The 23,827-nt window shown below is 63.0% G+C and carries 23 protein-coding genes; 10 read left to right on the forward strand and 13 right to left on the reverse strand.

Annotation, left to right across the window (positions count from 1 at the left end; all coding sequences use genetic code 11):
* Positions 1 to 160 precede the first annotated feature (160 nt).
* On the forward strand, positions 161 to 2,434 hold the full coding sequence (locus MA04_RS04670; RefSeq protein ID WP_262459616.1) for a TonB-dependent siderophore receptor: 2,274 nt from the start codon (positions 161 to 163) through the stop codon (positions 2,432 to 2,434).
* Positions 2,435 to 2,450: 16 nt separating this feature from the next.
* Here MA04_RS04670 and MA04_RS04675 read toward each other — a convergent pair whose 3' ends face one another.
* Together MA04_RS04675 and MA04_RS04680 are read right to left on the reverse strand one after the other, a co-directional pair.
* Positions 2,451 to 3,017, reverse strand: a complete 567-nt coding sequence (locus tag MA04_RS04675; RefSeq protein WP_262459617.1) for an NnrU family protein — start codon at positions 3,015 to 3,017, stop codon at positions 2,451 to 2,453.
* A gap of 73 nt (positions 3,018 to 3,090) precedes the next feature.
* Positions 3,091 to 3,696: a TetR/AcrR family transcriptional regulator gene (locus MA04_RS04680; protein ID WP_163121909.1), complete on the reverse strand. Its 606-nt coding sequence runs from the start codon at positions 3,694 to 3,696 to the stop codon at positions 3,091 to 3,093.
* 103 nt (positions 3,697 to 3,799) lie between these two features.
* Here MA04_RS04680 and MA04_RS04685 point away from each other — a divergent pair, with 103 nt between their 5' ends.
* From MA04_RS04685 to MA04_RS04695, 3 genes are all read left to right on the forward strand, one after another.
* On the forward strand, positions 3,800 to 4,264 hold the full coding sequence (locus tag MA04_RS04685; RefSeq protein ID WP_262459618.1) for a hypothetical protein: 465 nt from the start codon (positions 3,800 to 3,802) through the stop codon (positions 4,262 to 4,264).
* 61 nt (positions 4,265 to 4,325) lie between these two features.
* Positions 4,326 to 4,556, forward strand: a complete 231-nt coding sequence (locus MA04_RS04690; protein WP_163121905.1) for a CopG family transcriptional regulator — start codon at positions 4,326 to 4,328, stop codon at positions 4,554 to 4,556.
* Positions 4,557 to 4,949, forward strand: coding sequence for a type II toxin-antitoxin system VapC family toxin (locus MA04_RS04695; RefSeq protein WP_163121903.1), 393 nt, complete (start codon positions 4,557 to 4,559; stop codon positions 4,947 to 4,949).
* 67 nt (positions 4,950 to 5,016) lie between these two features.
* Here the strand turns inward: MA04_RS04695 and argH are convergent, their stop codons facing one another.
* A complete protein-coding gene (gene argH / locus MA04_RS04700; RefSeq protein ID WP_163121901.1) occupies positions 5,017 to 6,411 on the reverse strand; it encodes an argininosuccinate lyase in 1,395 nt (464 codons plus the stop codon).
* A gap of 116 nt (positions 6,412 to 6,527) precedes the next feature.
* Between argH and MA04_RS04705 the strand changes: the two genes are divergently transcribed.
* Together MA04_RS04705 and MA04_RS04710 are read left to right on the forward strand one after the other, a co-directional pair.
* Entirely contained in the window at positions 6,528 to 7,613 is a 1,086-nt protein-coding gene (locus MA04_RS04705; RefSeq protein WP_163121899.1) for a sensor histidine kinase, read from the forward strand.
* 25 nt (positions 7,614 to 7,638) lie between these two features.
* Positions 7,639 to 8,382 (forward strand): LytR/AlgR family response regulator transcription factor, encoded by a 744-nt coding sequence (locus MA04_RS04710; protein ID WP_097058834.1) that lies wholly within the window; start codon positions 7,639 to 7,641, stop codon positions 8,380 to 8,382.
* 28 nt (positions 8,383 to 8,410) lie between these two features.
* Here MA04_RS04710 and fic read toward each other — a convergent pair whose 3' ends face one another.
* Positions 8,411 to 9,532, reverse strand: a complete 1,122-nt coding sequence (gene fic, locus MA04_RS04715) for a protein adenylyltransferase Fic (RefSeq protein WP_262459619.1) — start codon at positions 9,530 to 9,532, stop codon at positions 8,411 to 8,413.
* Between the two features lie 168 nt (positions 9,533 to 9,700).
* Between fic and hemC the strand changes: the two genes are divergently transcribed.
* The 4 genes from hemC to MA04_RS04735 all read left to right on the forward strand — a co-directional run bounded on the left by hemC (position 9,701) and on the right by MA04_RS04735 (position 13,739).
* Complete coding sequence (hemC, locus tag MA04_RS04720) at positions 9,701 to 10,630, forward strand: hydroxymethylbilane synthase (RefSeq protein WP_080531644.1); 930 nt, start codon at positions 9,701 to 9,703, stop codon at positions 10,628 to 10,630.
* Entirely contained in the window at positions 10,627 to 11,334 is a 708-nt protein-coding gene (locus tag MA04_RS04725; protein ID WP_233925464.1) for a uroporphyrinogen-III synthase, read from the forward strand. The genes hemC and MA04_RS04725 overlap by 4 nt, the downstream gene beginning before the upstream one ends.
* A gap of 207 nt (positions 11,335 to 11,541) precedes the next feature.
* Positions 11,542 to 12,522 (forward strand): uroporphyrinogen-III C-methyltransferase, encoded by a 981-nt coding sequence (locus tag MA04_RS04730; RefSeq protein WP_080531643.1) that lies wholly within the window; start codon positions 11,542 to 11,544, stop codon positions 12,520 to 12,522.
* The gene (locus MA04_RS04735; RefSeq protein ID WP_080531642.1) at positions 12,519 to 13,739 is read left to right on the forward strand and encodes a heme biosynthesis HemY N-terminal domain-containing protein; all 1,221 of its coding nucleotides are present in this window, start codon (positions 12,519 to 12,521) and stop codon (positions 13,737 to 13,739) included. The genes MA04_RS04730 and MA04_RS04735 overlap by 4 nt, the downstream gene beginning before the upstream one ends.
* 122 nt (positions 13,740 to 13,861) lie before the next feature.
* On the opposite strand, the gene MA04_RS04740 is transcribed toward MA04_RS04735, so the two are convergent.
* From MA04_RS04740 to hslV, 9 genes are all read right to left on the reverse strand, one after another.
* Positions 13,862 to 14,407, reverse strand: coding sequence for a PqiC family protein (locus MA04_RS04740; protein WP_080531641.1), 546 nt, complete (start codon positions 14,405 to 14,407; stop codon positions 13,862 to 13,864).
* Positions 14,385 to 16,025 (reverse strand): intermembrane transport protein PqiB, encoded by a 1,641-nt coding sequence (pqiB, locus tag MA04_RS04745; protein WP_262459620.1) that lies wholly within the window; start codon positions 16,023 to 16,025, stop codon positions 14,385 to 14,387. Before pqiB ends, MA04_RS04740 begins: the two co-directional genes overlap by 23 nt.
* On the reverse strand, positions 15,994 to 17,277 hold the full coding sequence (locus MA04_RS04750; protein ID WP_080531639.1) for a paraquat-inducible protein A: 1,284 nt from the start codon (positions 17,275 to 17,277) through the stop codon (positions 15,994 to 15,996). The genes pqiB and MA04_RS04750 overlap by 32 nt, the downstream gene beginning before the upstream one ends.
* 168 nt (positions 17,278 to 17,445) lie before the next feature.
* Positions 17,446 to 18,441 carry a 2Fe-2S iron-sulfur cluster-binding protein gene (locus tag MA04_RS04755; RefSeq protein ID WP_262459622.1) on the reverse strand — a complete coding sequence of 332 codons (996 nt, stop codon included), beginning with the start codon at positions 18,439 to 18,441 and terminating at the stop codon, positions 17,446 to 17,448.
* Positions 18,442 to 18,482: 41 nt separating this feature from the next.
* Positions 18,483 to 19,178, reverse strand: coding sequence for a class I SAM-dependent methyltransferase (locus MA04_RS04760; RefSeq protein ID WP_163121880.1), 696 nt, complete (start codon positions 19,176 to 19,178; stop codon positions 18,483 to 18,485).
* A gap of 8 nt (positions 19,179 to 19,186) precedes the next feature.
* On the reverse strand, positions 19,187 to 19,573 hold the full coding sequence (locus tag MA04_RS04765) for an MAPEG family protein (protein WP_014996311.1): 387 nt from the start codon (positions 19,571 to 19,573) through the stop codon (positions 19,187 to 19,189).
* A 249-nt stretch (positions 19,574 to 19,822) separates the two neighbouring features.
* A complete protein-coding gene (gene ilvD / locus MA04_RS04770; RefSeq protein ID WP_262459623.1) occupies positions 19,823 to 21,670 on the reverse strand; it encodes a dihydroxy-acid dehydratase in 1,848 nt (615 codons plus the stop codon).
* 231 nt (positions 21,671 to 21,901) lie between these two features.
* A complete protein-coding gene (gene hslU / locus MA04_RS04775) occupies positions 21,902 to 23,233 on the reverse strand; it encodes an ATP-dependent protease ATPase subunit HslU (protein WP_163121876.1) in 1,332 nt (443 codons plus the stop codon).
* On the reverse strand, positions 23,233 to 23,754 hold the full coding sequence (gene hslV, locus MA04_RS04780) for an ATP-dependent protease subunit HslV (protein ID WP_022995158.1): 522 nt from the start codon (positions 23,752 to 23,754) through the stop codon (positions 23,233 to 23,235). The genes hslU and hslV overlap by 1 nt, the downstream gene beginning before the upstream one ends.
* Positions 23,755 to 23,827: the final 73 nt, after the last annotated feature.

Genomic DNA, 23,827 nt, shown 5'->3' on the forward strand with positions numbered 1-23,827 from the left:
ACACCAATAAGGGGATTCCATGTTGGTAACCTGTTGCCGCGTCCCGCGACACTCATTACTGGGTGTGTTGCGGACTTGCGCTTTTGCCGTCCTGTCCATTGCGCCACTGTTTTCCGTTCCCGCCATGGCCCAAAGCGGGTCCGTGCAGGAAAGCGCCATCTTGCGTTTCGATATCGACGGCGGAAACCTGGATGGCGTGCTCAATCGTTTCGCCATTGCCGCCAGGCTGGTGCTTTCCGCCGACGCCGACCTTACCTCTGGCAAGACCAGTTCCGGTTTGCGGGGTACCTACACGCCACGAGAGGGGCTGCGGCGGTTGTTGTCCGGGACCGGGCTGCGCGCGGATTTCGAGGGTACGCGTAACGTCACCATCGTGGCCGAACCGCAAGCTCGCCGGCTGGAGCCGGTTTCGGTGCGCGGCAGTAGCGCGGCGGTGGACGCCGGTCGCACCGAAGGGACTGGCGCCTATACCACGGATGCCATCACCATCGGCAAGACCGCTCAATCCCTGCGTGAGACGCCGCAGTCCGTGTCGGTAGTGACCCGCCAGCAACTGGACGAGCAAAACGCCCACACCGTCAGTGAGGCCATGCGCTACGCCACCGGGGTCACCGTCAGACACTACGGTACCGGCACCGACAATATTTCGGCGCGAGGCTATGACTTCAGTAACTATCAGATCGACGGCATGCCGGTGAGCACCGGCAAGGGCAGTTGGAGCAGCAGCTTTTTCGATCTGGCACTCTATGACCGGGTGGAGATCTGGCGTGGCCCGTCGGGGCTGCTCGACGGTGCCGGTGATCCCGGTGGCACGGTGAACTTCGTGCGCAAACGGGCCCAGCGCCAGTTCCAGGCCAGAGGCAGCCTGTCGGCGGGTTCCTGGGACGCCTACCGGGGAGAGCTGGACGTCACCGGCCCGCTCACCCAGGACGGTTCCCTGCGTGGCCGGGCGGTGGCGGTCTACGACGATCGCCAGTCCTTCACCGATTACGTTTACGCCAAGAAAAAGGTGGTGTTCGGCACCCTCTCCCAGGACTTTGGCGACGCCACTACCTTGACGCTGGGCGCCGCCCACCAAAGCGGGGATTACCGGCCCTTTTACGGGGTCTCGGTCTATCCTGACGGGACCTTGGCCCATCTGTCCCGATCCACCTTTGTCGGCGCGGATTGGAACCAGAAGGACGAAGGCATGACCAGCTACTTCGCCGAACTGGCGCATACGCTACAGGGGGGCGGGCAGGCCACGCTGAGCGCGCGCCGGTCGCACCGCCGTACCGACAGCAAACATCTGGGCTGGGGCGCCACGCCGATCGACCCGGATACCGGCGAAGTGCTGATGCTGCCCATGGCCATCGAAACCGATGAGGTGGATACCGGGCTGGATGCGCGCCTGAACCTGCCGTTCAGCGCCTTTGGCGGCCAGCACGAGGCATTGCTGGGAGCGTCCTGGCAACGTAACCGCACCGACAACGGCTACAGCATCGACTCCTACGGGCAGGGCGGGGTTTATCAGGACATCTTCGATCCTGATGTCCACGTGCCGGAGCCGGAGCTGGCGGTGCGCAACAACCGGGAGACCAAGACCGATCAATCGGCGTTATACGGCCAGGCCCGTCTGCGGCCCTGGCAGCGCACCACGGTGTTGCTGGGCGGGCGCCTGGCCTGGTGGAAGACCAGCGACCGGGTGAGGCCCGGGGCGGCGCAAAGTCTGCCCAGGGAATTCGTGCCCTACGCCGGCGTGCTCTACGACCTGACCCCGAGGGTATCGGTGTACGGCAGCTACAGCACCATCTTCGCGCCGCAAACTACGCAGGGACGCGATGGCGATCTTCTTGAGCCGAGAGAGGGGCGGCAATACGAGATCGGCCTCAAGGGCGAATCATTCGAGCGTCGCCTTAATGCCCATGCCGCCCTGTTTCGCATCGAGGATCGCAATCGTTCCATGACCGATCCCGCCGCGCCTCCCGACGCCGGGTTCGCCATTGCTTCAGGGGAAGTGGTCAGCCAGGGGGGCGAGGTCGAGATCAGCGGCGAGATTCTGCCGCGCTGGAACCTCAAGGCCGGTTACACCTACACCGAGACCGAATTCAAGGAAGGCGGGGAAGGGGTGTTCAGCAGCCAGACCCCGCGACACGCCTTCACGCTCTGGACCCGTTACCGGTTCGCGCCGGGGCCCTTGAATGGCTTGTCCGTTGGTGGCGGCGTGCGCGCGCAGAGCAAGATCTGGTATGAGACTTCGGGGATTCGGTCGACCCAGGAGCACTACACCGTGGCGACCCTGCAGGCCGGCTACGAATACGCCCCCGGGTCGGAAGTCACGCTTACCGTCGACAACCTCTTCGACGAGTACTATTACGCCAGTCTGGGGGGAACCCGGCAGACCTATTTCGGCGAGCCGCGCAACGTGACGCTAAGCGTGCGCCATGCCTTCTAGGTATGGCGGCAGGGCCTCACATCACCGGCACACCGATCAACCAGGGATGCAGGAACGCGGCGAACAGGCCATAGGCCACCAGCCCCACTACCACGGTGGTAATGGTGGCGCCGGACCGGCCGCCGGTCCGGCTGGCCGGCTCCCGCCGGCGGGCGGCGCGGAATGCCATAATCGCCCAGACCAGGAAGGCGGCGAACAGAACGATGTCACCGAGCCGGCCGTTGGACAGCAGGTGAGCCAGGGCCCAGACCTTCACCGCCAGCATCATCGGGTGGCCAAGGCGGGCCTTGATGGCATTGCCGGGCACATAGGCCGCTACCAGCAGAATCAGCGCCGGGATCATCAGCAGCACGGTGAGATGGCGCAGCGCCATCGGCGGATTCCAGACAAACACAGGATCAAGCCGGGTCTGACCGTACCCCCAGATCGTCAATACCAGCCCGATCAGGGCCACCAGAGAATAGATCCCCTTCCAGGCGGGTTCGCCCAGCCGTTGAATCCGCGCCTGGCGCCAGGGCTCGGCGAAGATACGTACGGAATGGACGCCCAGAAACAGCACGAGTCCGATAATCATTATTGTCATGACGGGCTTCCCTTATTGTGATGGGTGGCGATGTCAGCCTGGAGCATAGCGGGTTTGGCGGCGCGGGGGCAGGTCAGGACGCCAGCGACGCCACGCACAGCGCTTTGATTTCTGTTACCAGCGTATCCGTGTCGATGCCGCCAGGTGGAGAGAGAACCGCGCCATGGATCTGCGCCTCCAATGACTGCACCAGCAGCAGTGCCCGTGCTTCGGGACGTGGCCCGGCGATGCCGAGGCGCCGCAGTTGCGCGCCCACCGCCGCGGCCATCAGACTCTCCAGCCGCTGGAAGCGCGCCATCAGCGCCGGGGAACGCGGCGTTTGTTCGAACAACAGACGGTGCATGTTCGGATTGTGCCGGTGCAGTTCGACAGTGGTATCCACCAGCCTCGCCACGGTTTCTTCCAGGCCGGGATGTTCGCGTTCGAGGCGCTCGAACACGGCATGCAGCACGGTGCCGCTGTGTTCCATGTGTTGCTCGCTGAGCGCCAGCAGCAGCGCTTCCTTGTTCGGGAAATACTGATACAGCGAGCCGATGGACACACCGGCCCGCTCCGCCACCTTGTTGGTGGTGGTGCCGGTATAGCCCCGTTCCCCGAAAAGCTGAGCCGCCGCCTCCAGAATCGCGTCCCAGGTGGCGCGGGAGCGCTGTTGGCGGGGTTTTTTGCGGATGCCGGTCATGACGGTGAATGCGAGTAGCGGCGGACGGCCTGAAATGTGAGATTTACTCGTGTTTGCGTCGACGTGCAATACGCAGCCCGCCGATAGCCGGCAAGGAGTAACCATGAGCGACCCGATCACACTGCGATTTGAATCCCGCTTATCCGTACCGGAATCCCGAATCTGGCAATGGATCACTTCGGTGGACGGCATTGCCGCGGAACTGCGCCCGTGGTTACGCATGACGGCGCCGAAGGGGATTCATTCTCTGGATGACGTGGAGGTGCGTTCCGGAACACGCCTGTTCCGCAGCTATATTTTTCTGTTCGGCATTCTGCCCATCGATTATTCGGACATGACGCTGCTGGCGCTGGATCCGGGCCGGGGCTTCCTGGAACAGTCGCCCATGGGATCCATGGTCCTGTGGCGTCATGAGCGGCGTATCCTGCCTTGCGACGATGACCCGGACAGCCATCTGCTGGTGGATCAACTGACGTTCAAGCCCCGCCTGGCGGCCCCCCTGACGCGATGGTTCATCCACCGGGTCTTTACCCATCGGCACCGCGTATTGCGGCGCCGGCTCTCTTGAGTTGCGTTTAAAAAACAACCAAATATAATTGGGCATATAAGTGATTCGTGGAGAAGCTTCGATGGGACAAGTGACTATCTATCTGGATGACGAAAGCGAAAAATCGTTGCGCGCGGCGGCGGCGTCTTCCGGTGTGCCGGTCAGCCGATGGATAGCGGAGCTGATCAAGGAAAAGACCAGGACGGACTGGCCCAAGGAAGTCCGTGACCTGGCGGGCGCATGGCCGGACTTCCCCGATGAAGCCGAATTACGTCCAGACGGCGGCCCGGACGCGCCGAGGGAGCCTCTCTGAATGTATGCGCTGGATACCAATACCCTGATTTATTTCTTCAAAGGGAAGGGGCGGGTCGTTGATCGGCTGATGGCCACATCACCGGCGAATGTCGCCATCCCCGCAGTCGTCGCCTACGAAATCGAAACCGGAATCGCCAAATCAGCTAATCCGGACCGGTTACGAAACCAGTTTGATGGCCTGCTGAGCGTGGTCAGGCTGTTGCCTTTCGCGGCGAATGAGGCCCGCCATGCGGCCAGGGTACGTGCGTATCTGGAAAACGCGGGCACGCCCATCGGCCCTCTGGACACCCTGATTGCGGGTACGGCATTGGCGAATGGACTGGCGCTGGTGACCCACAACACCAAGGAATTCGATCGGGTGCCGGGACTGCAGCTTGAGGATTGGTTCTGAGCCGGGAATCGCGGTCCTTTCCTTACAGGGAAGTCCTACAGGAAAGGACCGCGATAGCGCGGATGTCTCAGGCGCCGAGCGCCTCGCGGGCGCGGGCCACGGCGGCGCGTACCTGTTCCGGGGCGGTGCCGCCGATATGGTTGCGGGCGCTCACCGAGCCTTCCAGGGTCAGCACTTCGAAGACATCGTCATCAATCTGGTCGCTGAACTGGCGCAGTTCGGACAAGCTCATGTCACCCAGGTCCTTCTTCTTGCTGACGCCATAGGCCACCGCTTTGCCGACGATCTCGTGGGAGTCGCGGAACGGGATGCCCTTGCGCACCAGGTAGTCGGCCAGATCGGTGGCGGTGGCGAAGCCGCGGCGGGCCGCTTCGCGCATCACTTCCCGGTTCGGTTCCAGTGCCGGGATCATGTCGGCGAAGGCGCGCAGGCTGCCGGCCAGAGTATCCACGGCGTCGAACAGCGGTTCCTTGTCTTCCTGGTTGTCCTTGTTGTAGGCCAGCGGCTGGCTTTTCATCAGGGTCAGCAGGCTGATCAGATGTCCGTTGACGCGGCCGGTCTTGCCGCGCACCAGTTCCGGCACATCCGGGTTTTTCTTCTGCGGCATGATCGAGCTGCCAGTACAGAACCGGTCCGGCAGGTCGATGAAGTTGAACTGGGCACTGGTCCACAGCACCAACTCCTCGCTGATCCGTGACAAGTGGGTCATGGACAGCGCCGCCAGGGCACAGAACTCGATGGCGAAGTCGCGATCGCTGACCGCGTCCAGGGAGTTCTCGCACACGGCGTCGAAACCGAGCAGCTCGCAGGTGCGTTCCCGCTTGATCGGATAGGTGGTGCCAGCCAGCGCGGCGGCGCCCAGGGGCATGCGATTGACTCTTTTACGGCAGTCCTGCAGCCGCTCGCGGTCGCGCTTGAGCATCTCGAACCAGGCCAGCAAATGGTGGCCGAAGGTCACCGGCTGGGCGGTCTGCAAGTGGGTGAAGCCGGGCATGATGGTGGCGGCTTCGCGTTCGGCCAGATCCAGCAGGCCGCTCATCAGACGCAGTAATTCGGTGTCCAGCAGGTCGATCTCGTCACGCAGCCACAGGCGGATGTCGGTGGCCACCTGGTCGTTGCGGGAGCGGCCGGTGTGCAGCTTCTTGCCGGTGATGCCGATTTTGTCGGTGAGTCGTGCCTCGATGTTCATGTGCACGTCTTCCAGTGCCACCGACCAGGCGAATTCCCCAGCTTCGATCTCCTGGCGGATTTCATTCAGCCCCTGGAGGATGGCGTCGCGCTCCTCGGTGGTGAGCACACCGACTTCCGCCAGCATGGTGGCGTGGGCCTGGGAGCCCTGGATGTCCTGCCGGTACATGCGCTGGTCGAACAGCACACTGGCGGTGAACGCCTGCACGAAGGCATCGGTGGATTCGCTGAAGCGGCCGCCCCAGAGTTTGTTTTGCTGCTGCTTGTCGCTCATGTTGCTGCTCGTCTGTTCGTTGATGCGCCGGTACCCACCACCGGACCGGATAACGGGCGCGCAGTATAACACCGGCGGGCTGGCTGTGGTGCTCCCGGCAGGGTATAACCGCTGGCATGGATACCTCCTCGCAAAATGCCTTCCTGCCTGATCTGTGCTCCGCCCGGGCGGTGCTGGTGGTGGTGGTGGTGGCGGAACTGATGGCCATCGTGGTGGCGCTGGTGGCCGGTTACTACCAGGCGTTCAGTCTCGGCCGGCTGGCGCTGACCTCGCTGTTCATCCAATGGGTGGCGCTCAGTTCGGCGGCGCTGATTTGCTTGCTGCGTCGCTGGCTGAACCGCCTGCCTCATTCCTGGGCGGCCCTGGCGGTGGTAGTGGTGGTGTCGGTGAATACGCTGGTCTTCAGCGCCGCCGCCAATTTGCTCACCGGCTGGTTGTCCTGGGCACCGTCGAACAACACCCTCTGGCATCCGAATATCCTCATCAACGTGCTGATCGCCACCATCCTCGCCGGGCTGGTGATGCGTTACGTCTATGTGCAGGAGCAACTGCGGCGTCAGGGGCAGGCCCAGTTGCAAGCCCGGCTGCAGGCGCTGCAGTCGCGTATCCGGCCGCATTTCCTGTTCAATTCCATGAACATCATCGCCAGCCTGATCAGTATCGATCCGGACGCCGCTGAGCGGGCGGTGGAGGATCTGTCCAAGCTGTTCCGGGCCAGTCTCAAGGACAATGCCGACCCGGTGCCCATGACCGAGGAACTGTCGCTGTGTGAGCGCTATATCAATATCGAGCAACTGCGTCTCGGAGAGCGGCTGCGGGTGAATTGGCGTGTCGAGCTGGATCCCCGGCATCAGGAAATGCCGCTGCTGACCCTGCAGCCCTTGTTGGAAAACGCCATTTATCACGGTATTCAACCGCTGCCCGGCGGGGGTGTGATCACCATCAGAGCCCGGTGCCAGGAAGGCCGTATAGTGTTGAGCGTGCGTAATCCGAAACCGGAAGGGGAAGGCCATCACCGCGGCAACCGCATGGCGCTGGAAAATGTGCGTCATCGTTTGGAAGTGCTGCATGGCAATCAGGTGGAGGTGCGCGCCCGTGATCTGAAGCGGCATTATGATGTGGAAATCCGTTTTCCCGCCCGTCCCGGGCCGGAGGCCGGGCAGAGGCGGGAAAATGTGCCGGAAGACATAACTACAGAATGAAGCACGGACAGGAAAAGGGGGACGCATGCGTGTATTGGTCTGTGACGACGAAGCCCTGGCCCGAATGCGACTGAAGCGGCTGGTGGAACGATGCGACATGGAAGTGGTGGCCGAGGCCGGCACCGGACGTGAAGCCTTGGCCAGCGCCAGTCGTTTGCACCCGGATGTGGTGCTGATGGACATCCGCATGCCGGATATGGATGGCCTCGAGGCCAGTGCCCACCTGACCCGCCTGGAACCGGCACCGGCGGTGATCTTCTGTACCGCTTTCGAGGAACACGCGCTGCAGGCCTTCCGGGTCCATGCATTGGATTATCTGCTCAAGCCGGTGAGTGAAGCCGATTTACGCCAGGCGCTGGAGAAAGTCCGAGCCCTGAATCAGGTGCAACTGGCGGAAGTGCAGCATCGCATGGCCGCCAACCGGCCGCGTCAGCGTCGTCATATCAGCGCCCGCACCTACCGTGGCCTGGAACTGGTGCAGGTGGAGGACGTGCGCTATTTCCAGGCTGACCAGAAATACGTCACCGTCTATCACACCGGGGGATCGGTGGTGATCAACGAACCGCTCAAGGATCTGGAGAAGGAATTCGACGGCCTGTTCGTGCGCACCCACCGCAGCACCCTGGTGGCGCTGCATTACATCGAAGCGCTGGAGCACAGTGGCTCCGACGGCGGCTATGAAGTGCGCCTGCGCGATCTGGAGGCGCGCTTGCCGGTCAGTCGCCGCCACCTGTCCGCGTTGCGCCAGGCGCTGCTGAATCGAAACTGATGCTGATTCCGATGATGGAGCGGTGAGGCTAGCGGCGGTCGTCGTAGGGAGTGGGATGATTGTCGTTGGTGGTCAGAACATGGATCAGCTTCGGGTGTACGAACAACTTTTCCCTGCCCGCTTGGATTTCCTCCAAAACCCCTATTTCCACGAGGTGTTTCAGATAGACAGAGGCGGTTTGGCGTTTAGCTATGCCGCTCCGCACCAGGTTATGAATCCGGCAGTAGGGTTGTTCGAAAAGGGTTTGGACCAGTTCGTGGCTGTAGATTTTGGGCAGCTCGGCTTGTACATGCCGGTTGGTGTGCTCGATCAGTTCACGTATGGCGGCAATTTTGCCGCTGGTCCAGCGGGCTGTTTCGGTGACCGCATTGAGCATGAAAAGCAGCCACTCCTGCCATGCCTGCTCTCGCGTAACCGCGATGAGAAGCCGATAGTAATCGCTCTTGTTCTGTACGATATAACGGCTCAGATACAGGATCGGCAGAGTCAGCAGGTTCTGTTCGATCAGGTACAGGATGTTGAGTATCCGTCCGGTGCGGCCGTTACCATCGGTAAAGGGGTGGATAGCCTCGAACTGGTAGTGAGCCACAGCCATGATCACCAGAGGGTCCAGCCCGTGGGAGTCGTTATGCATGAATCGCTCCCAGTTTGATAGAAGGTCACGTAGCAGGGGCTCGCCGACCGGAGGCGTGTAAATCACTTCATTGGTGAGGGTATTGGCGATGGTGCCCGGCACGCGACGGATATCCATGGTGGCATCCTTGATGGTGGAACATACCGTCACCGCGGTGGAGGTGTTGAGAGGGCGGGTCGCCAAGCTGCGGTACCCCTGGTATAGGGCTGTTCGGTAACGCAGTGCTTCCTTTGTCGCGGGATCGGCCTGGCCTTCTTCGTCCGCATAACGAAACAGCTTGTCGCTGGTGGTGACAATATTCTCGATTTCGGAACTGCTTTGGGCCTCCAGCAAAGGAAGGGTGTTGATCAGCAGGGTCGGGTTGGGGATTAACTCGGCCGATTGCTTGAGTTCAGCCAGAGCCGCCCGCGCCGGGATGCAGGCTTTCAATACGGCAATGCTTTCCAGTTCCGTGTTCGGAGGCAGGGGCGGCAATTGATTGTAGGGCTGTCCGGGGATCCAGATTGAGGCGGACATGTTTATAATTTCCAACTATATCGACATATGGTCAGTCTAATGTCGATGGCATAAACATGTCTATTTTTTATGTCGATAAAAGATGGTTATGTCGACATAAGTGTCTTCGTGCCTGCATGGAGGGTAGAATGTGCGGCCCACGGTTCCTTACCTGTTCAGGAGAGCTTCATGAGCCGCATTCTGCGCATCGCCACCCGTTCCAGCCCTCTGGCCATCTGGCAGGCTGAGTATGTCCAGCGGCGGCTGGAAGCCCTGCATGAGGGGCTCTCGGTGGAACTGGTGCGGATCAAGACGCAGGGCGACAAGATCCTCGATACGCCGCTGGCGAAGATCGGCGGCAAGGGCCTGTTCGTGAAGGAACTGGAGCAGGCGATGATGGACGGCCGCGCCGACATCGCCGTGCATTCCATGAAGGACGTGCCGATGGAACTCCCGGAAGGTATGGCTCTGCCGGTGATCTGTGAACGGGAGGACCCCCGCGACGCCTTCGTCTCCAACCACCACGATGCCCTTTCCGCCTTGCCGGAAGGCGCCTGTGTCGGCACCTCCAGCCTGCGGCGTCAGGCCCAGGTGCTGGCCAACCGGCCGGATCTGAAGGTCTCCAGCCTGCGCGGCAATGTACAGACCCGGCTCGGTAAGCTGGACAGTGGTGACTTCGACGCCATCATTCTGGCCGCTGCCGGCCTCAAGCGGCTGGAGATGCATGACCGCATTCGCTATGAAATGCCCCCGGAAGAGTCCCTGCCGGCGGTGGGGCAGGGCGCGGTGGGTATTGAATGCCGGGCTGGAGATGAGCTGGTGCAGGCTTTGCTGGCACCGCTCAATGACCCGCTTACCTGGGACCGGGTCAGCGCCGAGCGGGCCATGAATCGTCGTCTGGAGGGCGGCTGCCAGGTGCCGATCGCCGGTTTTGCCCTGCTCGAGGGCGATACCCTTTGGTTGCGCGGTCTGGTGGCCAGCGAAAACGGCGATACCGTGCTGCGGGCCGAGGCCCGGGCGCCTCGCGAAGAAGCCGCGGCACTGGGTGTGCGGGTGGCTGAGTCATTACTGGAGCAGGGCGCCGAGCGCATTCTGGCGGAGCTGTATCAACGCTCATGAGTACGGTGCTGATCACCCGGCCGCGGGGGCAGGGCGAGACGCTGGCGGCGTTGTTGCGTGATGCCGGCCATGTCCCCATCCATCAGCCGGCGCTGGCTATCGAGCCGTTGCCGCTGTCGGCGGCGGACCGGCGGCGAATCCTGGATCTGGACCTTTACCACGCGGTGTTCTTCGTCAGCGCCAACGCCGCCGAGCTGGCCCTGGAGGCGTTCGCCGATGTCTGGCCGCAGTGGCCGGTGGGCGTGCATTGGCTGACGGTGGGCGAGGCCACCGCCCGGGTGTTGGCGGCGGCGGGGTTGACGCCAGAATATCCTGGTGCCGGTTTCAATTCCGAAGCGGTGCTGGCGTTGCCTTGTCTGTCTGACGTGGTGGATCAGCGCATTCTGATTTGCCGCGCGGACAGCGGCCGTGACTGGTTCGCCGCCCGGTTGCGCGAACGCGGTGCCGAGGTCGACATCATTCCCTTCTACCGGCGCTGTGCCGATCCCTCCTTTTACTGGCCCGATGCGGCTTCGGTGGTGCTGGTCACCAGCGTCGATGGCTGGCGAGCGATAGCGGCGCGGGTGCCCGCCGCGGCCAGGGTGGTGAGCGCCGGGGAACGGGTGGCACAGGCGGTGCGCGAAGACCACCAGGGGCCTGTGACGGTAGCCGCCAGTGCCCATGATCGGGATATGGTGGCGGCGTTGGGCGCCACCGGCGATTGAAGTAAAAAATTGCAACCGTGGCGCTACCGCCACGCATCAAAGGTTTTCTTCTTTCCGGAGCGGGTTATGCTGTGGCTTGTTGGGCGTTTCATCGTCCTCGTTTTTCAGGCTTGTTCCGGATCGTATCAAAGGAAATGCCGCCATTTTGGCGATCACCGGCGCGGGGCGCCGGGATGACAACACGGGATGACAAAAAAGGGAGCTCCCATGACGCTGTACCGTCCACTTTCGTCCCAGCGGGGCCTGGCCCTGTGGCCGTTGATTATTCTGCTTATCGTGATTGCCGCGCTGGCGGGAGCCGGTTGGTGGGGATGGCAGCAATGGCAGATCCTGGAAGGGCAGCGCAGTGGTCTGGAACAGCAGGTAGCCGGTTTGGAAAAACGGCTGGACCAGCAGAGTGAGGAAAGCCGGAAACAGCGTCAGGCGCTGGCGGCTTTGCGTCATACCCAGGAAGAGACTGAAGCCCGCATGGCGCGGGATCGCGAAAAACTGAATGACATGAGCCAGGGCGGCCAGCGTCTGTGGCTGATCACCGAGGCGGAATCCCTGGCCAGTCTGGCCAGCCAGCGCCTGCTGCTCACCGGCGACGCCGAAGCGGCGCGGCGTTTGCTCAAGGCCGCCGACGAAACCCTGGCCCGACTGGATGATCCGCAGACACTGCCGGCCCGCCGTGCCCTGGCCGCCGATATGGAAGCGCTCAACGCGGCCCTGCAAATGGACGTCCAGGCGCTGGTGCTGCGGCTCGGCGCACTGCGCGAGCGGGTCGATGAACTGGCGGTCCCGTTGCGTGAGCGTCCGCAAAACAGCAGCGCCGGTGATGACAACGCCAAGCCTTCCTGGTGGCAACAATTCCTCTCCCACCTGCCGGTGAACATTCGCCATCACGATGACGCCGAGCCGCTGCCGATGACGCAAAGCGAAGCGGCGCTGGTGCAGTTGGGCATTAATACCAGCCTGCAGCAGGCACAATTGGCGCTGTTGCAGGGGCGCGCGGAAAGTTACGGACAGGCTCTGAACCAGGCCCGGGAGACCATCACACAGTGGTTCCGTGGAGACAATCCGGCCACCCGCCATCTGCTTTCCGCACTGGATGAGCTGGACGAGGAAGCGGTCAGTCAGGCGCTGCCGGATATCGGCGGCGGTCTGGCGGCGATTCGTGAGCTCAAGCGCAAGGAGGGCGACGCATGAAAAAAATCCTCCTGTTGCTGGTTCTGGCACTAATCGCGGCGGCCGCGTTGGGCCGCTGGATGGCGGCGGATTCCGGCTATCTGCTGTTGGTGCGCGGTAATTGGGAAATGGATACCACGCTGGGTTTCGCCGTGCTGGTGACGGTGCTGGCGGCGGTGGCGCTGGTGGTGGTGACCCTGATACTCAACGGACTGTGGCAATTGGCGGAACCGGTGCGTGCCACGCGCCGGTTTCGCCAGTCGGTGGCCCGCCGCCGTTTGAAGAGCGGCCTGGTGCTGCTGGTGGATGGCGACATCAAAAAGGCGGAACGGCTGCTGAGTGCCGCTGGCCGTGAAGGCGACTGGCCGCTGGCGGCCTGGCTGCTGGCGGCGGAATGCGCTCGCGAGCGCGGTGACGGTGAGGCGTTGGAGCAGTATCTGGGCGAGGCGTCGGCGGATCGCCGGGGGCTGCTGATGAGCGGCCTGATGCGGGCTCGGTTCGCTCTGGACGACGGCCAGCCGGAGCAGGCCCGCCATGAATTGGAGGCGCTGCTCAAACAAGCGCCCAACAATCGCCGGATTCTGACACTGTACGCCGATGTGCTGGATCGGCTGCATGACTGGCCGGCACTGTGCGACCTGATTCCCCGGCTGCGCAAGGTGCTTGATGAGCAGAGCGTGGTGCGCCGCGAGCGCCGGGCCTGGCTGGCGCGGGTGCAGGAAGTGGCGCAGAAGCCCGGGTTCAATGATGCCGAGTCCCGCGCCGCTGAGTTGCGGCGGCTATGGAAATCGGTGCCGGTGGCGCTGAAGAACGATCCGGCCATGAAAGCCCGCTACGCCGGCTTCCTGGCGCAACTGGGGCAGGGCAAAGTGGCTCTGGGCCTGGTGCGCGAGCAGCTGAGCAAGGAGTGGGATGACCGTTTGCCGCCGGTGCTGGAGGCCATCGACGATGTGCCGCCGGATGACTTGCTGCAGGTTCTGGAAGGGTGGCTGGCGGAACGGCCCGGTAATGCCGCGGTGTTGATCACCGCTGGGCGGGTGGCGCTGAAAGCGCGCCTGTGGGGCAAGGCGCAGAGCTTCTTCGAGGCCGCGGCCAATTCCAGCCAGAGCGCCACCGCCCTGGCGGAATTGGCGCGGCTGTATCGGGCGCTCGGCGATCACAGCAAAGCGGATCAGGCGCTGGAACGCCGGGTTTCCCGGTTGGACAGCGAGCTGCCGACCCTGCCCATGCCGAACTGAACAGGCCCCGGTCAGTTGCCACGAAGCCGCTGTGGGAGCTTGCCGCAAGCGAATGGGGTCTTGCTTCCCATAAAGATTCGCTTGCAGGCAAGCTCCCACAGAAGCCGTGCCGTGGTTTTTTATTACCGGGCGGCGCCGGTCAAACCGTTCGCGATGCCATCCGCCACCGCGTTCCAGCCTTCATCCAATTGCTCCACCAGAGCCGGATAGCCGTCCTGCCGCAGCGGCCGCCGTTCCAGGAAGTGTGCGCCCGCACGGGCGCCCTGATCACCCAGGAAACGCCATTGCCCCTCGATTACCGCCTCGCCTTCGGCGGTGCCCTGGAAACGGGTGACCAGCACTTCCAGGCGCCCGGGAGCGGCAACCCCGGACCGTGCCAGCCGAGCCGCCAGTGAACGCGCCAATTGCCGGGGCAGCGGTTCCGCCCATTGATGCTGGCGGGCGGCACGCACTTCCACCGCGCTGGTTTGCATGACCACCCCGGACTGATCCAGGTAACCGGCGGTGTCCAGCCGGATGTCCGGCAACTCCCCACGAAGCGCGGACTGCGCCGCGCCCGGCAGCAGATATTGGACCGAGGGGCCGGCGGGGTTGCTGGCGCAGCCGGCCAGCAGTGTCGCCAGCAACGGTAGAACAAGAACAAGTCTAGCGGGCCGCTTTCGGCTCATAATCCGGCTCCGGGTCAGTGCTGAAAATCAGGGCGTTAGGGTGTTCCTTGAGAGTCCGCATCAAGGGCTCGGCGTCGCGCAGTAACTGTTCCATCCGTTGCAAGGTCCCGGACAGCTGCCGATAGGCGTCGGAGCCGGGCTCCAGACCCGCCAGGGTTTTTTCCAGAGCACTCAGGGTGTCGTTGAGGCGCTCCGGCATGCCGGCCACCGCCGGATCCTCAAGCAACTGCTGCAACCGTTCGGCGGTACCGGCGAAGGCCTTGAGCGTGGATTCCGAGGCCGCCAGATTGCGGTCCAGCTTGTCGCCAATCTGTTCCAGTGGCAGGCTGTTGACCTTGTCCATCAATTCCGCCACCTGGCTTTCCAACTGAGCCAGCCCCCCGGTGGTGCTGGGGAAGACCTGCACCCCTTCAAATCGGGCTTGCTCGAATGGCTCTGCATTGCGTTGGAAATTCAGGTCCACGAAAAGGGCACCGGTCAGCAGGTTGCCGGATTTGAGCGTGGCGCGCAGGCCATGATCGAACATGCGATCCAGGCGGTCGCGCCATTCGTCCAGGTTCGCTTCCTCATCTTCGAGAATCCGCTGGGGCTCGATGCGAATCAGCACCGGAATAGCGAAACGCGTCAGCGTCTCCGGCTGGTCGGCGGTGAAGTGCCAGGGCACCTGCTCCACCGTGCCCAGGCGCACGCCCCGGTATTCCACCGGCGCGCCCCGGCGCAGGCCGCGTACCGAGTCCTGCACCAGCATCACATATTCCAGGTACTGGTCGAACAGACCGCGGCGGGCGGCTTCCTCGTCGGCGTACAGTTCGAATTCACTGTCCGGCTTGGCCGGCGCGCCGGCGGGCATATCCTGATCCGGCACGCCGAAGGTGATGCCGCCGCCGATCAACGTTTCCATGGATTGCACACCTACTTTGAAGCCGCCGGAGTCCAGTTGCAGCGTGACGCCGGATACGTTCCAGAAACGCACACTCTCGGTGACCAATACGTCGTAGGGCTCCTCAATGAAGATACGGTGGCGAATGATCTTTTCCGCGGCCAGGAATTCGGTGTCCACCACCCGGCCCACGGTGAGGTTGCGGTAAGTGACCGGATCGCCGGTGGCGACGCTGCTGCCGGGACGGGCATTCAGGGTCAGATACAAACCCCTGGCGCCGGCTTCGGTGATCGGTGGCTTTTCTTCCACCTGGAAGCGGCGTTTTTCCTTTTTGCCGTCGCCGGGCTGCAATTCAATGTAGGCGCCGGAGAGCACCGTGCCGAGGCCGCTGATGCCTTCCCGGCCGATGCGGGGTTTCACCACCCAGAAACGGGTCTTGTCGTTGAGCATACGGGCAGTGTCCTGCTGCATGCGCACTGTCACCAGGGTATGGCTGAGATCCTCGGACAGCGCCACTTCCTCCACCTGGCCCACCTGCACATTGCGGGTTTTCACCGAGGTCTTGCCGGCCTCGATGCCCTCCGCGTCGATCATTTTCAACACCACGGTGGGGCCCTGGCTGGCCCAGTGGTCGAAAGCCAGCCACAGACCGATCAACAGGGCGCCCAGCGGGATCAGCCACACCGGAGAGAATTTTGGGCGCCGTTCAGGCGCGGCGTTCGAGGGCGTCGTAGTCATCCGTTCGTCGCTGTTGTTGGTCCCAGATCAGGCGCGGGTCGAAGCTGTGCGCGGCCAGCATGGTGAGAATCACCACGCCGGCGAACGCCATTCCTCCCGGGCCGGGGTCGATGGACATCAGATTACCCAGGCGCACCAGCGCCACCACGATGGCCACCACGAAAACATCGATCATCGACCAGCGGCCGATCCATTCGGTAAAGCGATACAGTGCCATTTGCGCCGGCATATCCAGAGGTTTCTCGCGGCGGCTGGCCAGACACAACCAGCTCAACGCCAGGATCTTGCCAAACGGCACCACCACGCTGGCGGTGAAAATCACCAGGGCAATGGGCCAGTCACCATGAGCGATGAATTGTAATACACCGGAAATGATGGTGGCCGGTTGAGTGTTGCCGAGGCTGGTGGTCACCATGATCGGATACAGATGGGCCGGGAAACAGGCGATGGTGGCCGCCACCAGATAGGCGAGAGTGTGCTGGATACTGTCCGGGTGCCGTGAATGCAGGCGTGCGGAACAACGGCCGCAGTGCTGGTGTTCGATGGGTTGCAACTGGCTGCATTGCTCGCAGCCCTGGTAATGCTGCAGACGCGCGGACAGTCCTGGACGCAGGGCGGGTGGTGCTTGCGGCGGACCCTCAAGGCGTGTCCACAACACCAGGGGATTGACCCGTTGCACCACCATCAGCAGGAACAGGGCGAAGCCGGCGAAGGTCCAGAACCCCGGTTTCAGGAACACCTCCGCCATGCCGATAATCTTGACCAGGCTGACCAGCGCGGCGATGGCGAACACATCGGCCATCATCCACGGTTTGCAGTAATGCAGGGCGCGGATCAGGGTTCGGGTACCCGGCAGATGCGGGCGTCGGCCCAGACTGAATTCGATCCACAATACCGCCAGCAAGTACAACGCCGGCAACACCACGATGGTGCCGAATACCAGCAAGCCCAGTTCCGGATGGTGAAAGGCGGCCAGTTTGGTGGCGGCGTCGAGCACGGTCATGCTTTCGCCGATACCGGAGCGTTGGAATTCGATATAGGGAAACGACAGCGCCACGGCCAGCATCACCAGCGCGGCGACGGCCAGGGCCGGGGTCAGATGGCGGTCCTCCGGCGGACGCACCAACGGGTGACGGCAGCGCGGACAGCGCACCCATTGCCCCTTGTCCGGCGCTGAAACCCGCAAAACCAGGTCGCATTCCGGGCAGGCGACCAGGGTTTCGGGTTTCGAAGCTGTATTCGGATCGTCCATGGGCCAAGGGGTCCGCGCTGACAAACAGTGCCCATTGTGCCGTCTGGCCGGGCCAGGAGCCAGACGGCGGGGCGGTCATCGGCGTGCGCCGATGCCGGATTATTCAATTTTTTCGAGATATTTTTTCGGGATAGCGCGCCGACGGGAGCCCGGTCAGCGCACGGAACATCAATCGCGGGGCGCGTAATCGAACACGTCGGAATGCATGTTGCTGGCTGGAACCCCTTCTTCCACCAGCGCGTCGTGCACCGCCCACACCATGGCCGGTGAGCCACCGATGTAGAACAGCGGCTGCTCCGGTTGTTCCAGCGCTTCCAGGGCGGCCTCGTGGACCAGCCCCTGGGCGTGCCCGGGTTTGCTGATGTCGGACAGCGCGGTGACCGCGTGGAAGTCTGGCAACGCGTCCTGCCATTGGGAAGGCAGATCGGGCAGGTACAGGTCCTGTTCAGTGCGAGCACCCCAGAACAGCCGCACCGGGTGTTCGAAGTGGACCTGGATCAGGCGTTCGATCATCGCCTTCACCGGCGCGAAACCGGTGGAGCCGCAAATGAACCACAGTGGACGAGGCGGCGGCGAGTCCAGGTAGCGCAGGCCCTGCGGCAGGATCACCGATACCGTGCTGGCGTCGGCCAGGTCCGCCATGATGCGGCGGGCGCCGGGGTTGTCGTGGCCGTGACGGATATGCAGTTCCAGTTCGCGGCCGCCGGGGGCGTTGGCGATGGAAAACGGGTACTGCCCGTGGGGCAGGTCGAGAATCAGGTATTGGCCGGCATACCAATGGGCCTGTCGGCCGGCGGGCAGTCGCAACCAGATCCGACTGACGTCGTGGTTGAGGGGCTCCCGCTGGCGAATTTGGCAACGCAAAGTCTGCTCCGGAATTTCTCCGGGGGCGGTTATATCTGGCACATCGATCTCGCAGTCGCTGATCGGAAAGGCCACGCAGTATAGCACCGCATCGGCGCCGCTTTCTCCCGCGCTCAGCGGGCCACAAGGGCGGGTCAGGAGTACGCTGCCGCGCTCGAGGCACCCCTCGCAGCGCCGGCAGACGCCATTGCGGCAGGCGTGAGGAAAACCGAATCCGGCTTCCCGGGCGGCTTCCAGAATGGTCTTCGATTCCGGGCAGTCCAGGATGTGCCGCTGGTTGATGCGTATGCGGTACGGCATGGCATGATGCGGGGCGCCGGGCGCCCCGTCGGCTCGGGTGGTCAGCCTACCTTGCGGCCGGTAATGATGCTTTTCACATGTTCCAGGTCGGCCCAGGCGCCTTCGGCGAAGATTTTCTTCACGTCTTCCACTACCGCGGCGTAACCGTAACGGGGGTGGGCATCATGCACCGCCACCCGGGCGCCGGGGTTGAGGAACGGTTCGAAGTCCTTGAAGTCCCGGTAGGCCTGCTCGTGGTTGCCGTCGATCCACAGGAAGTCGATTTTCACTTCCGGATTCCAGTTGTGGGCGGCTTCCTGGGAGAAGCCCTCGATCAGCTCGAACATGCCGTCGAAGCCGTTGCGCTTGAGGCGCTGTTCCACCAGGGATTTGGTCGGTTTATTCTCCAGCGGCACACAGTCGTCGGTGAGCTCTTCCTGCTTGTCCAGGTCGGAGTTGAACGGGTCGATGGCGTAGATCTTGCCGCCTTTCTTGCGCAAACCGTTGAGCAGGTAGCTGGTGGACAGACCGCCGTAGCAGCCGATTTCCACGATCACGCCGCCGGCGGGGACCTGGCTGGCCCACTCGGTGAGCATGCCGGCCTCGGTGTGGCGGATCATGCCGCCGTAGGCGCGCTTATCGTATTTGCGGCCTTTCAGCAGGCCCACCAGATTGTGGTACAGCGGGCGTGAAAAGCCGCTGACCAGCTTCGGGCCCTTGTCGGACCAGGCTTTTTCCAGAAATTCGTTAACCGACATGAGAATCCTCAGGCACCGGTGCCAATAAAGAGTGCAATGATACAGCCGATGCCGAAAAACCACACCAGGGAACGGGCGCTGGCCCAATCGGCGATGTAGCAGACACCGTACATGACACGGCTCAAGACAAAGGCGACGGCAATGCCGTCAATGGTGGGTTGCGGCGCGGTCTGCGCCAGATGAGCGATGATCACCGCGGCGGCGAACGCCGGGGCGATTTCGAAACTGTTCTGTTGAGCCCAGTGGGCACGCTTGCGGCCGCCTTCCAGGGTTTCCAGGAACTCACGCGGATTGTGGTTCTGACGCAGCCCGAAACCGCCCTGGAACTTGGCGAAGCCGGTGAACACGTAAGGCAACAAAATCGCCGCCAGTACGCACCAATAAGCCAGGGTCATGAGAACTCTCTCCTTGATCGGTTTGGCGCATCATAACGCGCTGGACCGCCGGCTCCCATGACCTTTGCTACTAAAAGGAGCGCGCCGCCCGGCCCGCTTCCCACGGAAGGGATTACAAAGCCGCAGTGGGAGCTTGCCTGCAAGCGAATAGGGCCTCCCGCGCATTGGCCATTCGCTTGCAGGCAAGCTCCCACAGTTACCTGGTCGCTATCTCTGAGTTCATGTTCCCAACGTCCGCGATCGGGCTGGTTACTCCCCGATCTGGCTGAGATCGCGCACCGCGCCGCGGTCGGCGCTGGTGGCCAGGGCGGCGTAGGCCTTGAGTGCGGTGGAGACGCTGCGCTGGCGGATTTCCTTGGGCTTCCAGGCCAGCTTGCCGCGTTTTTCCATGCGCTCACGTCGCTGGGCCAGCTCGTCATCGTCGATGGCCAGGTGGATGCGGCGATTGGGAATGTCGATCTCGATGGTGTCGCCTTCCTCGACCAGACCGATGGCGCCGCCTTCCGCCGCTTCCGGTGAGGCGTGGCCGATGGACAGGCCGGAGGTGCCGCCGGAGAAGCGGCCGTCGGTGAGCAACGCGCAGCTCTTGCCCAGGCCCTTGGATTTCAGGTAGCTGGTGGGGTAGAGCATTTCCTGCATGCCGGGCCCGCCTTTCGGGCCCTCATAGCGGATCACCACCACGTCGCCGGCGACGACCTGATTGCCGAGGATGGCGCGTACCGCGGAATCCTGGGATTCGAACACCCGGGCGCGGCCGGTGAAGGTGAGAATGGACTCGTCCACGCCGGCGGTTTTGACGATACAACCCCGTTCGGCGATGTTGCCGTACAGCACCGCCAGACCGCCATCCTTGCTGTAGGCATGCTCGTAGTCACGGATACAACCGTTGGCGCGATCGATATCGAGGCTTTCCCAGCGGGTATCCTGGCTGAAGGCGGTCTGGGTGGGGATGCCGGCGGGGCCGGCGCTGTACATCTTCTTCACCGCGTCGTCGCCGGTGAGCGTCACGTCGTACTTCTCCAGCGCTTCCGCCACCGTGGCGGAATGCACCATGGGCAGGTCCCGGTGCAGCAGGCCGGCGCGGTCCAGCTCGCCCAGGATGGCCATGACGCCGCCGGCGCGGTGCACATCTTCCATATGGTATTTCTGGGTCGCCGGCGCCACTTTGGACAGGCACGGCACCTTGCGACTGAGGCGGTCGATGTCTTCCATGGTGAAGTTCACTTCACCTTCCTGAGCGGCGGCCAGCAGGTGCAACACGGTGTTGGTGGAACCGCCCATGGCGATGTCCAGACTCATGGCGTTCTCGAACGCCCGGTGGGAGGCGATATTACGCGGTAGCACGCTGTCCATGTCCTGCTCGTAGTAGAGCCGGGCCACATCGACGATACGGCGGCCGGCTTCCAGGAACAGTTCGCGGCGGTCGGCGTGGGTGGCCAGCAGCGAGCCGTTGCCCGGCAGCGACAGGCCCAGGGCCTCGGTCAGACAGTTCATGGAATTGGCGGTGAACATGCCGGAACAGGAGCCGCAGGTGGGGCAGGCGGAGCGCTCCACTTCATTCACGGTTTCGTCGTCGACGCTGTCGTCGGCGGCCATCACCATGGCGTCCACCAGATCCAGTTTGTGTTCCGCCAGTTTGGTCTTGCCCGCTTCCATGGGGCCGCCGGAGACGAAAATAACCGGGATATTCAGCCGCATGGCGGCCATCAGCATGCCGGGGGTGATCTTGTCACAGTTGGAGATGCAGACCATGGCGTCGGCGCAGTGGGCGTTGACCATGTACTCCACCGAGTCGGCGATGATGTCGCGGCTGGGCAGTGAATAAAGCATGCCATCGTGGCCCATGGCGATGCCGTCGTCCACCGCGATGGTGTTGAATTCCTTGGCGATGCCGCCCGCTCTCTGCACTTCCTCGGCCACCAGCTGGCCCAGATCCTTCAGGTGCACGTGCCCGGGCACGAACTGGGTGAAGGAGTTGGCGATGGCGATGATCGGCTTGCCGAAATCACCGTCCTTCATGCCGGTGGCGCGCCACAGGGCGCGGGCCCCGGCCATGTTGCGGCCGTGGGTGGTGGTGCGGGAGCGGTACTCGGGCATGGGAACCTCGTTGTTGCTGCGACCAAGTGCGAAAGGGGAAACATTGTAGCGTACAATTCGCTGGCACGCTTACAGGCAACACGTTGGTACGTGTCGCATCTACAAGGCCGCTGTGGGAGCTTGCCTGCAAGCGAATATTGTAAACGCCCGAGTAACTCCCATTCGCTTGCAGGCAAGCTTCCCACAGCGGCTTCGTAGCTTTCTCCATGGGAAGCTGCCTTGGCTTTCTTCCTACAGGATGTAGCGGCTCAGATCCTCGTTGTCGGCCAATTCGCCCAGGTAGCGGTTGACCGCCTCGGCGTCCAGGCTCAGCGGCGTGTCGTGGTACTGGGTGGCGAGGTCGTCGGCGTCGTAGCTGATTTCCTCCAGCAGTTTCTCCAGCACCGTATGCAACCGGCGGGCGCCGATATTCTCGGTCTTTTCGTTCACTTGCCAGGCCACTTCGGCGATGCGACGGATGCAGTCCTCGGTGAACTCGACTTTGAGACCTTCGGTGGCCAGCAGCGCTTTGTATTGCTCGGTGAGCGAACAGCGTGGCTCGGTGAGGATGCGCTCGAAGTCTTCCGGAGTGAGCGCGCTCAGTTCCACGCGGATCGGCAGACGGCCCTGCAGTTCCGGGATCAGGTCACTGGGCTTGGCCAGATGGAAGGCGCCGGAGGCGATGAACAGGATGTGGTCGGTGCGTACCATGCCGTACTTGGTGCTCACCGTGCTGCCTTCGATCAGCGGCAGCAGATCCCGCTGCACCCCTTCGCGGGATACGTCGGTGCCGCCGGTTTCGGAGCGCTTGGCGACCTTGTCGATTTCATCGAGGAAGACGATGCCGTTGTTTTCCACCGCGTCGATGGCTTCCACTTTCAACTCGTCCTCGTTGATGAAGCGGGCCGCTTCCTCGTCACGCAGCAGGCGCAGGGCGTCGCGCACTTTCAGTTTGCGGTGGCGTTTCTTCTGGCCGCCCATGCGTGAAAACATCTGCTGCAGCTGACTGGTCATTTCCTCCATGCCCGGCGGCGCCATGATTTCCACGCCGGCCGGATTGGCGCTGACCTCGACATCGATTTCGCGGTCGTCCAGTTCCCCTTCCCGCAGCTTCTTGCGGAAAACCTGTCGGGTAGTGGAATCGGTGGCGCTGCTCTCTTCGCCACGGGCGGCGGGCAGCAGGGCGTCGAGAATGCGTTCCTCGGCGGCGTCATCGGCCTTGGAGCCGACCCGCTCGATGGCTTTTTCGCGCAGCATCTTGATCGCCATTTCCACCAGGTCGCGGATAATTGATTCCACGTCCCGGCCCACGTAGCCCACCTCGGTGAATTTGGTGGCTTCCACTTTCAGGAAGGGGGCGTCGGCCAGTTTGGCCAGGCGGCGGGCGATCTCGGTTTTACCAACCCCGGTGGGGCCGATCATGAGGATGTTCTTGGGGGCGACTTCGGCACGCATTTCCGCTGGCAGCTGCATGCGGCGCCAGCGGTTGCGTAGGGCCAGGGCCACTGCTTTCTTGGCCTCTTCCTGGCCAACAATGTGCCGGTTCAGTTCGGATACGATTTCTCTCGGTGTCAGGGAAGCCACTATTCCAGCTCCTCGAAGGCGTGATTCTGGTTGGTGTAAATACAGATGTCGCCGGCGATCTTCAGGCTTTTCTCGACGATCTCGCGGGCGCTCAGGTCGGTGTTTTCCAGCAGTGCGGTGGCGGCGGACTGGGCGAAGGGGCCGCCGGAGCCAATGGCGATCAGACCCTGTTCGGGCTCCACCACGTCACCGTTGCCGGTGATGATCAGGGAGTTGTCCTTGTCGGCTACCGCCAGCAGCGCTTCCAGGCGGCGCAGGGCGCGGTCGGTGCGCCAGTCCTTGGCCAGCTCCACGGCGGCTCGCACCAAATGGCCCTGGTGTTTTTCCAATTGCGCCTCGAAACGCTCGAACAGAGTGAAGGCGTCCGCGGTACCGCCGGCGAAACCGGCGATCACCTTGCCGTGGTAAAGGCGGCGTACTTTGCGGGCGTTGCCTTTCATAACGGTGTTTCCCAGGCTTACCTGGCCGTCGCCGCCGATCACCACATTGGTGCCGCGTCGAACGGATACGATAGTGGTCACGCGTCTATCTCCTTATTCGTGTTCCGGGGGATATGCGGGTGGCGGACGGGATTTCAATGGCGGAATCGCTGGC

Origin of the sequence: Alloalcanivorax balearicus MACL04 (assembly GCF_025532145.1) — a bacterium.
GTDB classification, from domain to species: domain Bacteria; phylum Pseudomonadota; class Gammaproteobacteria; order Pseudomonadales; family Alcanivoracaceae; genus Alloalcanivorax; species Alloalcanivorax balearicus.

Excerpts from the sequence above, each read along its gene's own strand:
- MA04_RS04675 (WP_262459617.1), bottom strand. The coding sequence starts at position 3,017 with ATGACAATAATGATTATCGGACTCGTGCTGTTTCTGGGCGTCCATTCC.
- MA04_RS04680 (WP_163121909.1), bottom strand. The coding sequence starts at position 3,696 with ATGACCGGCATCCGCAAAAAACCCCGCCAACAGCGCTCCCGCGCCACC.
- MA04_RS04685 (WP_262459618.1), top strand. The coding sequence starts at position 3,800 with ATGAGCGACCCGATCACACTGCGATTTGAATCCCGCTTATCCGTACCG.
- MA04_RS04690 (WP_163121905.1), top strand. The coding sequence starts at position 4,326 with ATGGGACAAGTGACTATCTATCTGGATGACGAAAGCGAAAAATCGTTG.
- MA04_RS04695 (WP_163121903.1), top strand. The coding sequence starts at position 4,557 with ATGTATGCGCTGGATACCAATACCCTGATTTATTTCTTCAAAGGGAAG.
- argH (WP_163121901.1), bottom strand. The coding sequence starts at position 6,411 with ATGAGCGACAAGCAGCAGCAAAACAAACTCTGGGGCGGCCGCTTCAGC.
- MA04_RS04705 (WP_163121899.1), top strand. The coding sequence starts at position 6,528 with ATGGATACCTCCTCGCAAAATGCCTTCCTGCCTGATCTGTGCTCCGCC.
- MA04_RS04710 (WP_097058834.1), top strand. The coding sequence starts at position 7,639 with ATGCGTGTATTGGTCTGTGACGACGAAGCCCTGGCCCGAATGCGACTG.
- fic (WP_262459619.1), bottom strand. The coding sequence starts at position 9,532 with ATGTCCGCCTCAATCTGGATCCCCGGACAGCCCTACAATCAATTGCCG.
- hemC (WP_080531644.1), top strand. The coding sequence starts at position 9,701 with ATGAGCCGCATTCTGCGCATCGCCACCCGTTCCAGCCCTCTGGCCATC.
- MA04_RS04725 (WP_233925464.1), top strand. The coding sequence starts at position 10,627 with ATGAGTACGGTGCTGATCACCCGGCCGCGGGGGCAGGGCGAGACGCTG.
- MA04_RS04730 (WP_080531643.1), top strand. The coding sequence starts at position 11,542 with ATGACGCTGTACCGTCCACTTTCGTCCCAGCGGGGCCTGGCCCTGTGG.
- MA04_RS04735 (WP_080531642.1), top strand. The coding sequence starts at position 12,519 with ATGAAAAAAATCCTCCTGTTGCTGGTTCTGGCACTAATCGCGGCGGCC.
- MA04_RS04740 (WP_080531641.1), bottom strand. The coding sequence starts at position 14,407 with ATGAGCCGAAAGCGGCCCGCTAGACTTGTTCTTGTTCTACCGTTGCTG.
- pqiB (WP_262459620.1), bottom strand. The coding sequence starts at position 16,025 with ATGACTACGACGCCCTCGAACGCCGCGCCTGAACGGCGCCCAAAATTC.
- MA04_RS04750 (WP_080531639.1), bottom strand. The coding sequence starts at position 17,277 with ATGGACGATCCGAATACAGCTTCGAAACCCGAAACCCTGGTCGCCTGC.
- MA04_RS04755 (WP_262459622.1), bottom strand. The coding sequence starts at position 18,441 with ATGCCGTACCGCATACGCATCAACCAGCGGCACATCCTGGACTGCCCG.
- MA04_RS04760 (WP_163121880.1), bottom strand. The coding sequence starts at position 19,178 with ATGTCGGTTAACGAATTTCTGGAAAAAGCCTGGTCCGACAAGGGCCCG.
- MA04_RS04765 (WP_014996311.1), bottom strand. The coding sequence starts at position 19,573 with ATGACCCTGGCTTATTGGTGCGTACTGGCGGCGATTTTGTTGCCTTAC.
- ilvD (WP_262459623.1), bottom strand. The coding sequence starts at position 21,670 with ATGCCCGAGTACCGCTCCCGCACCACCACCCACGGCCGCAACATGGCC.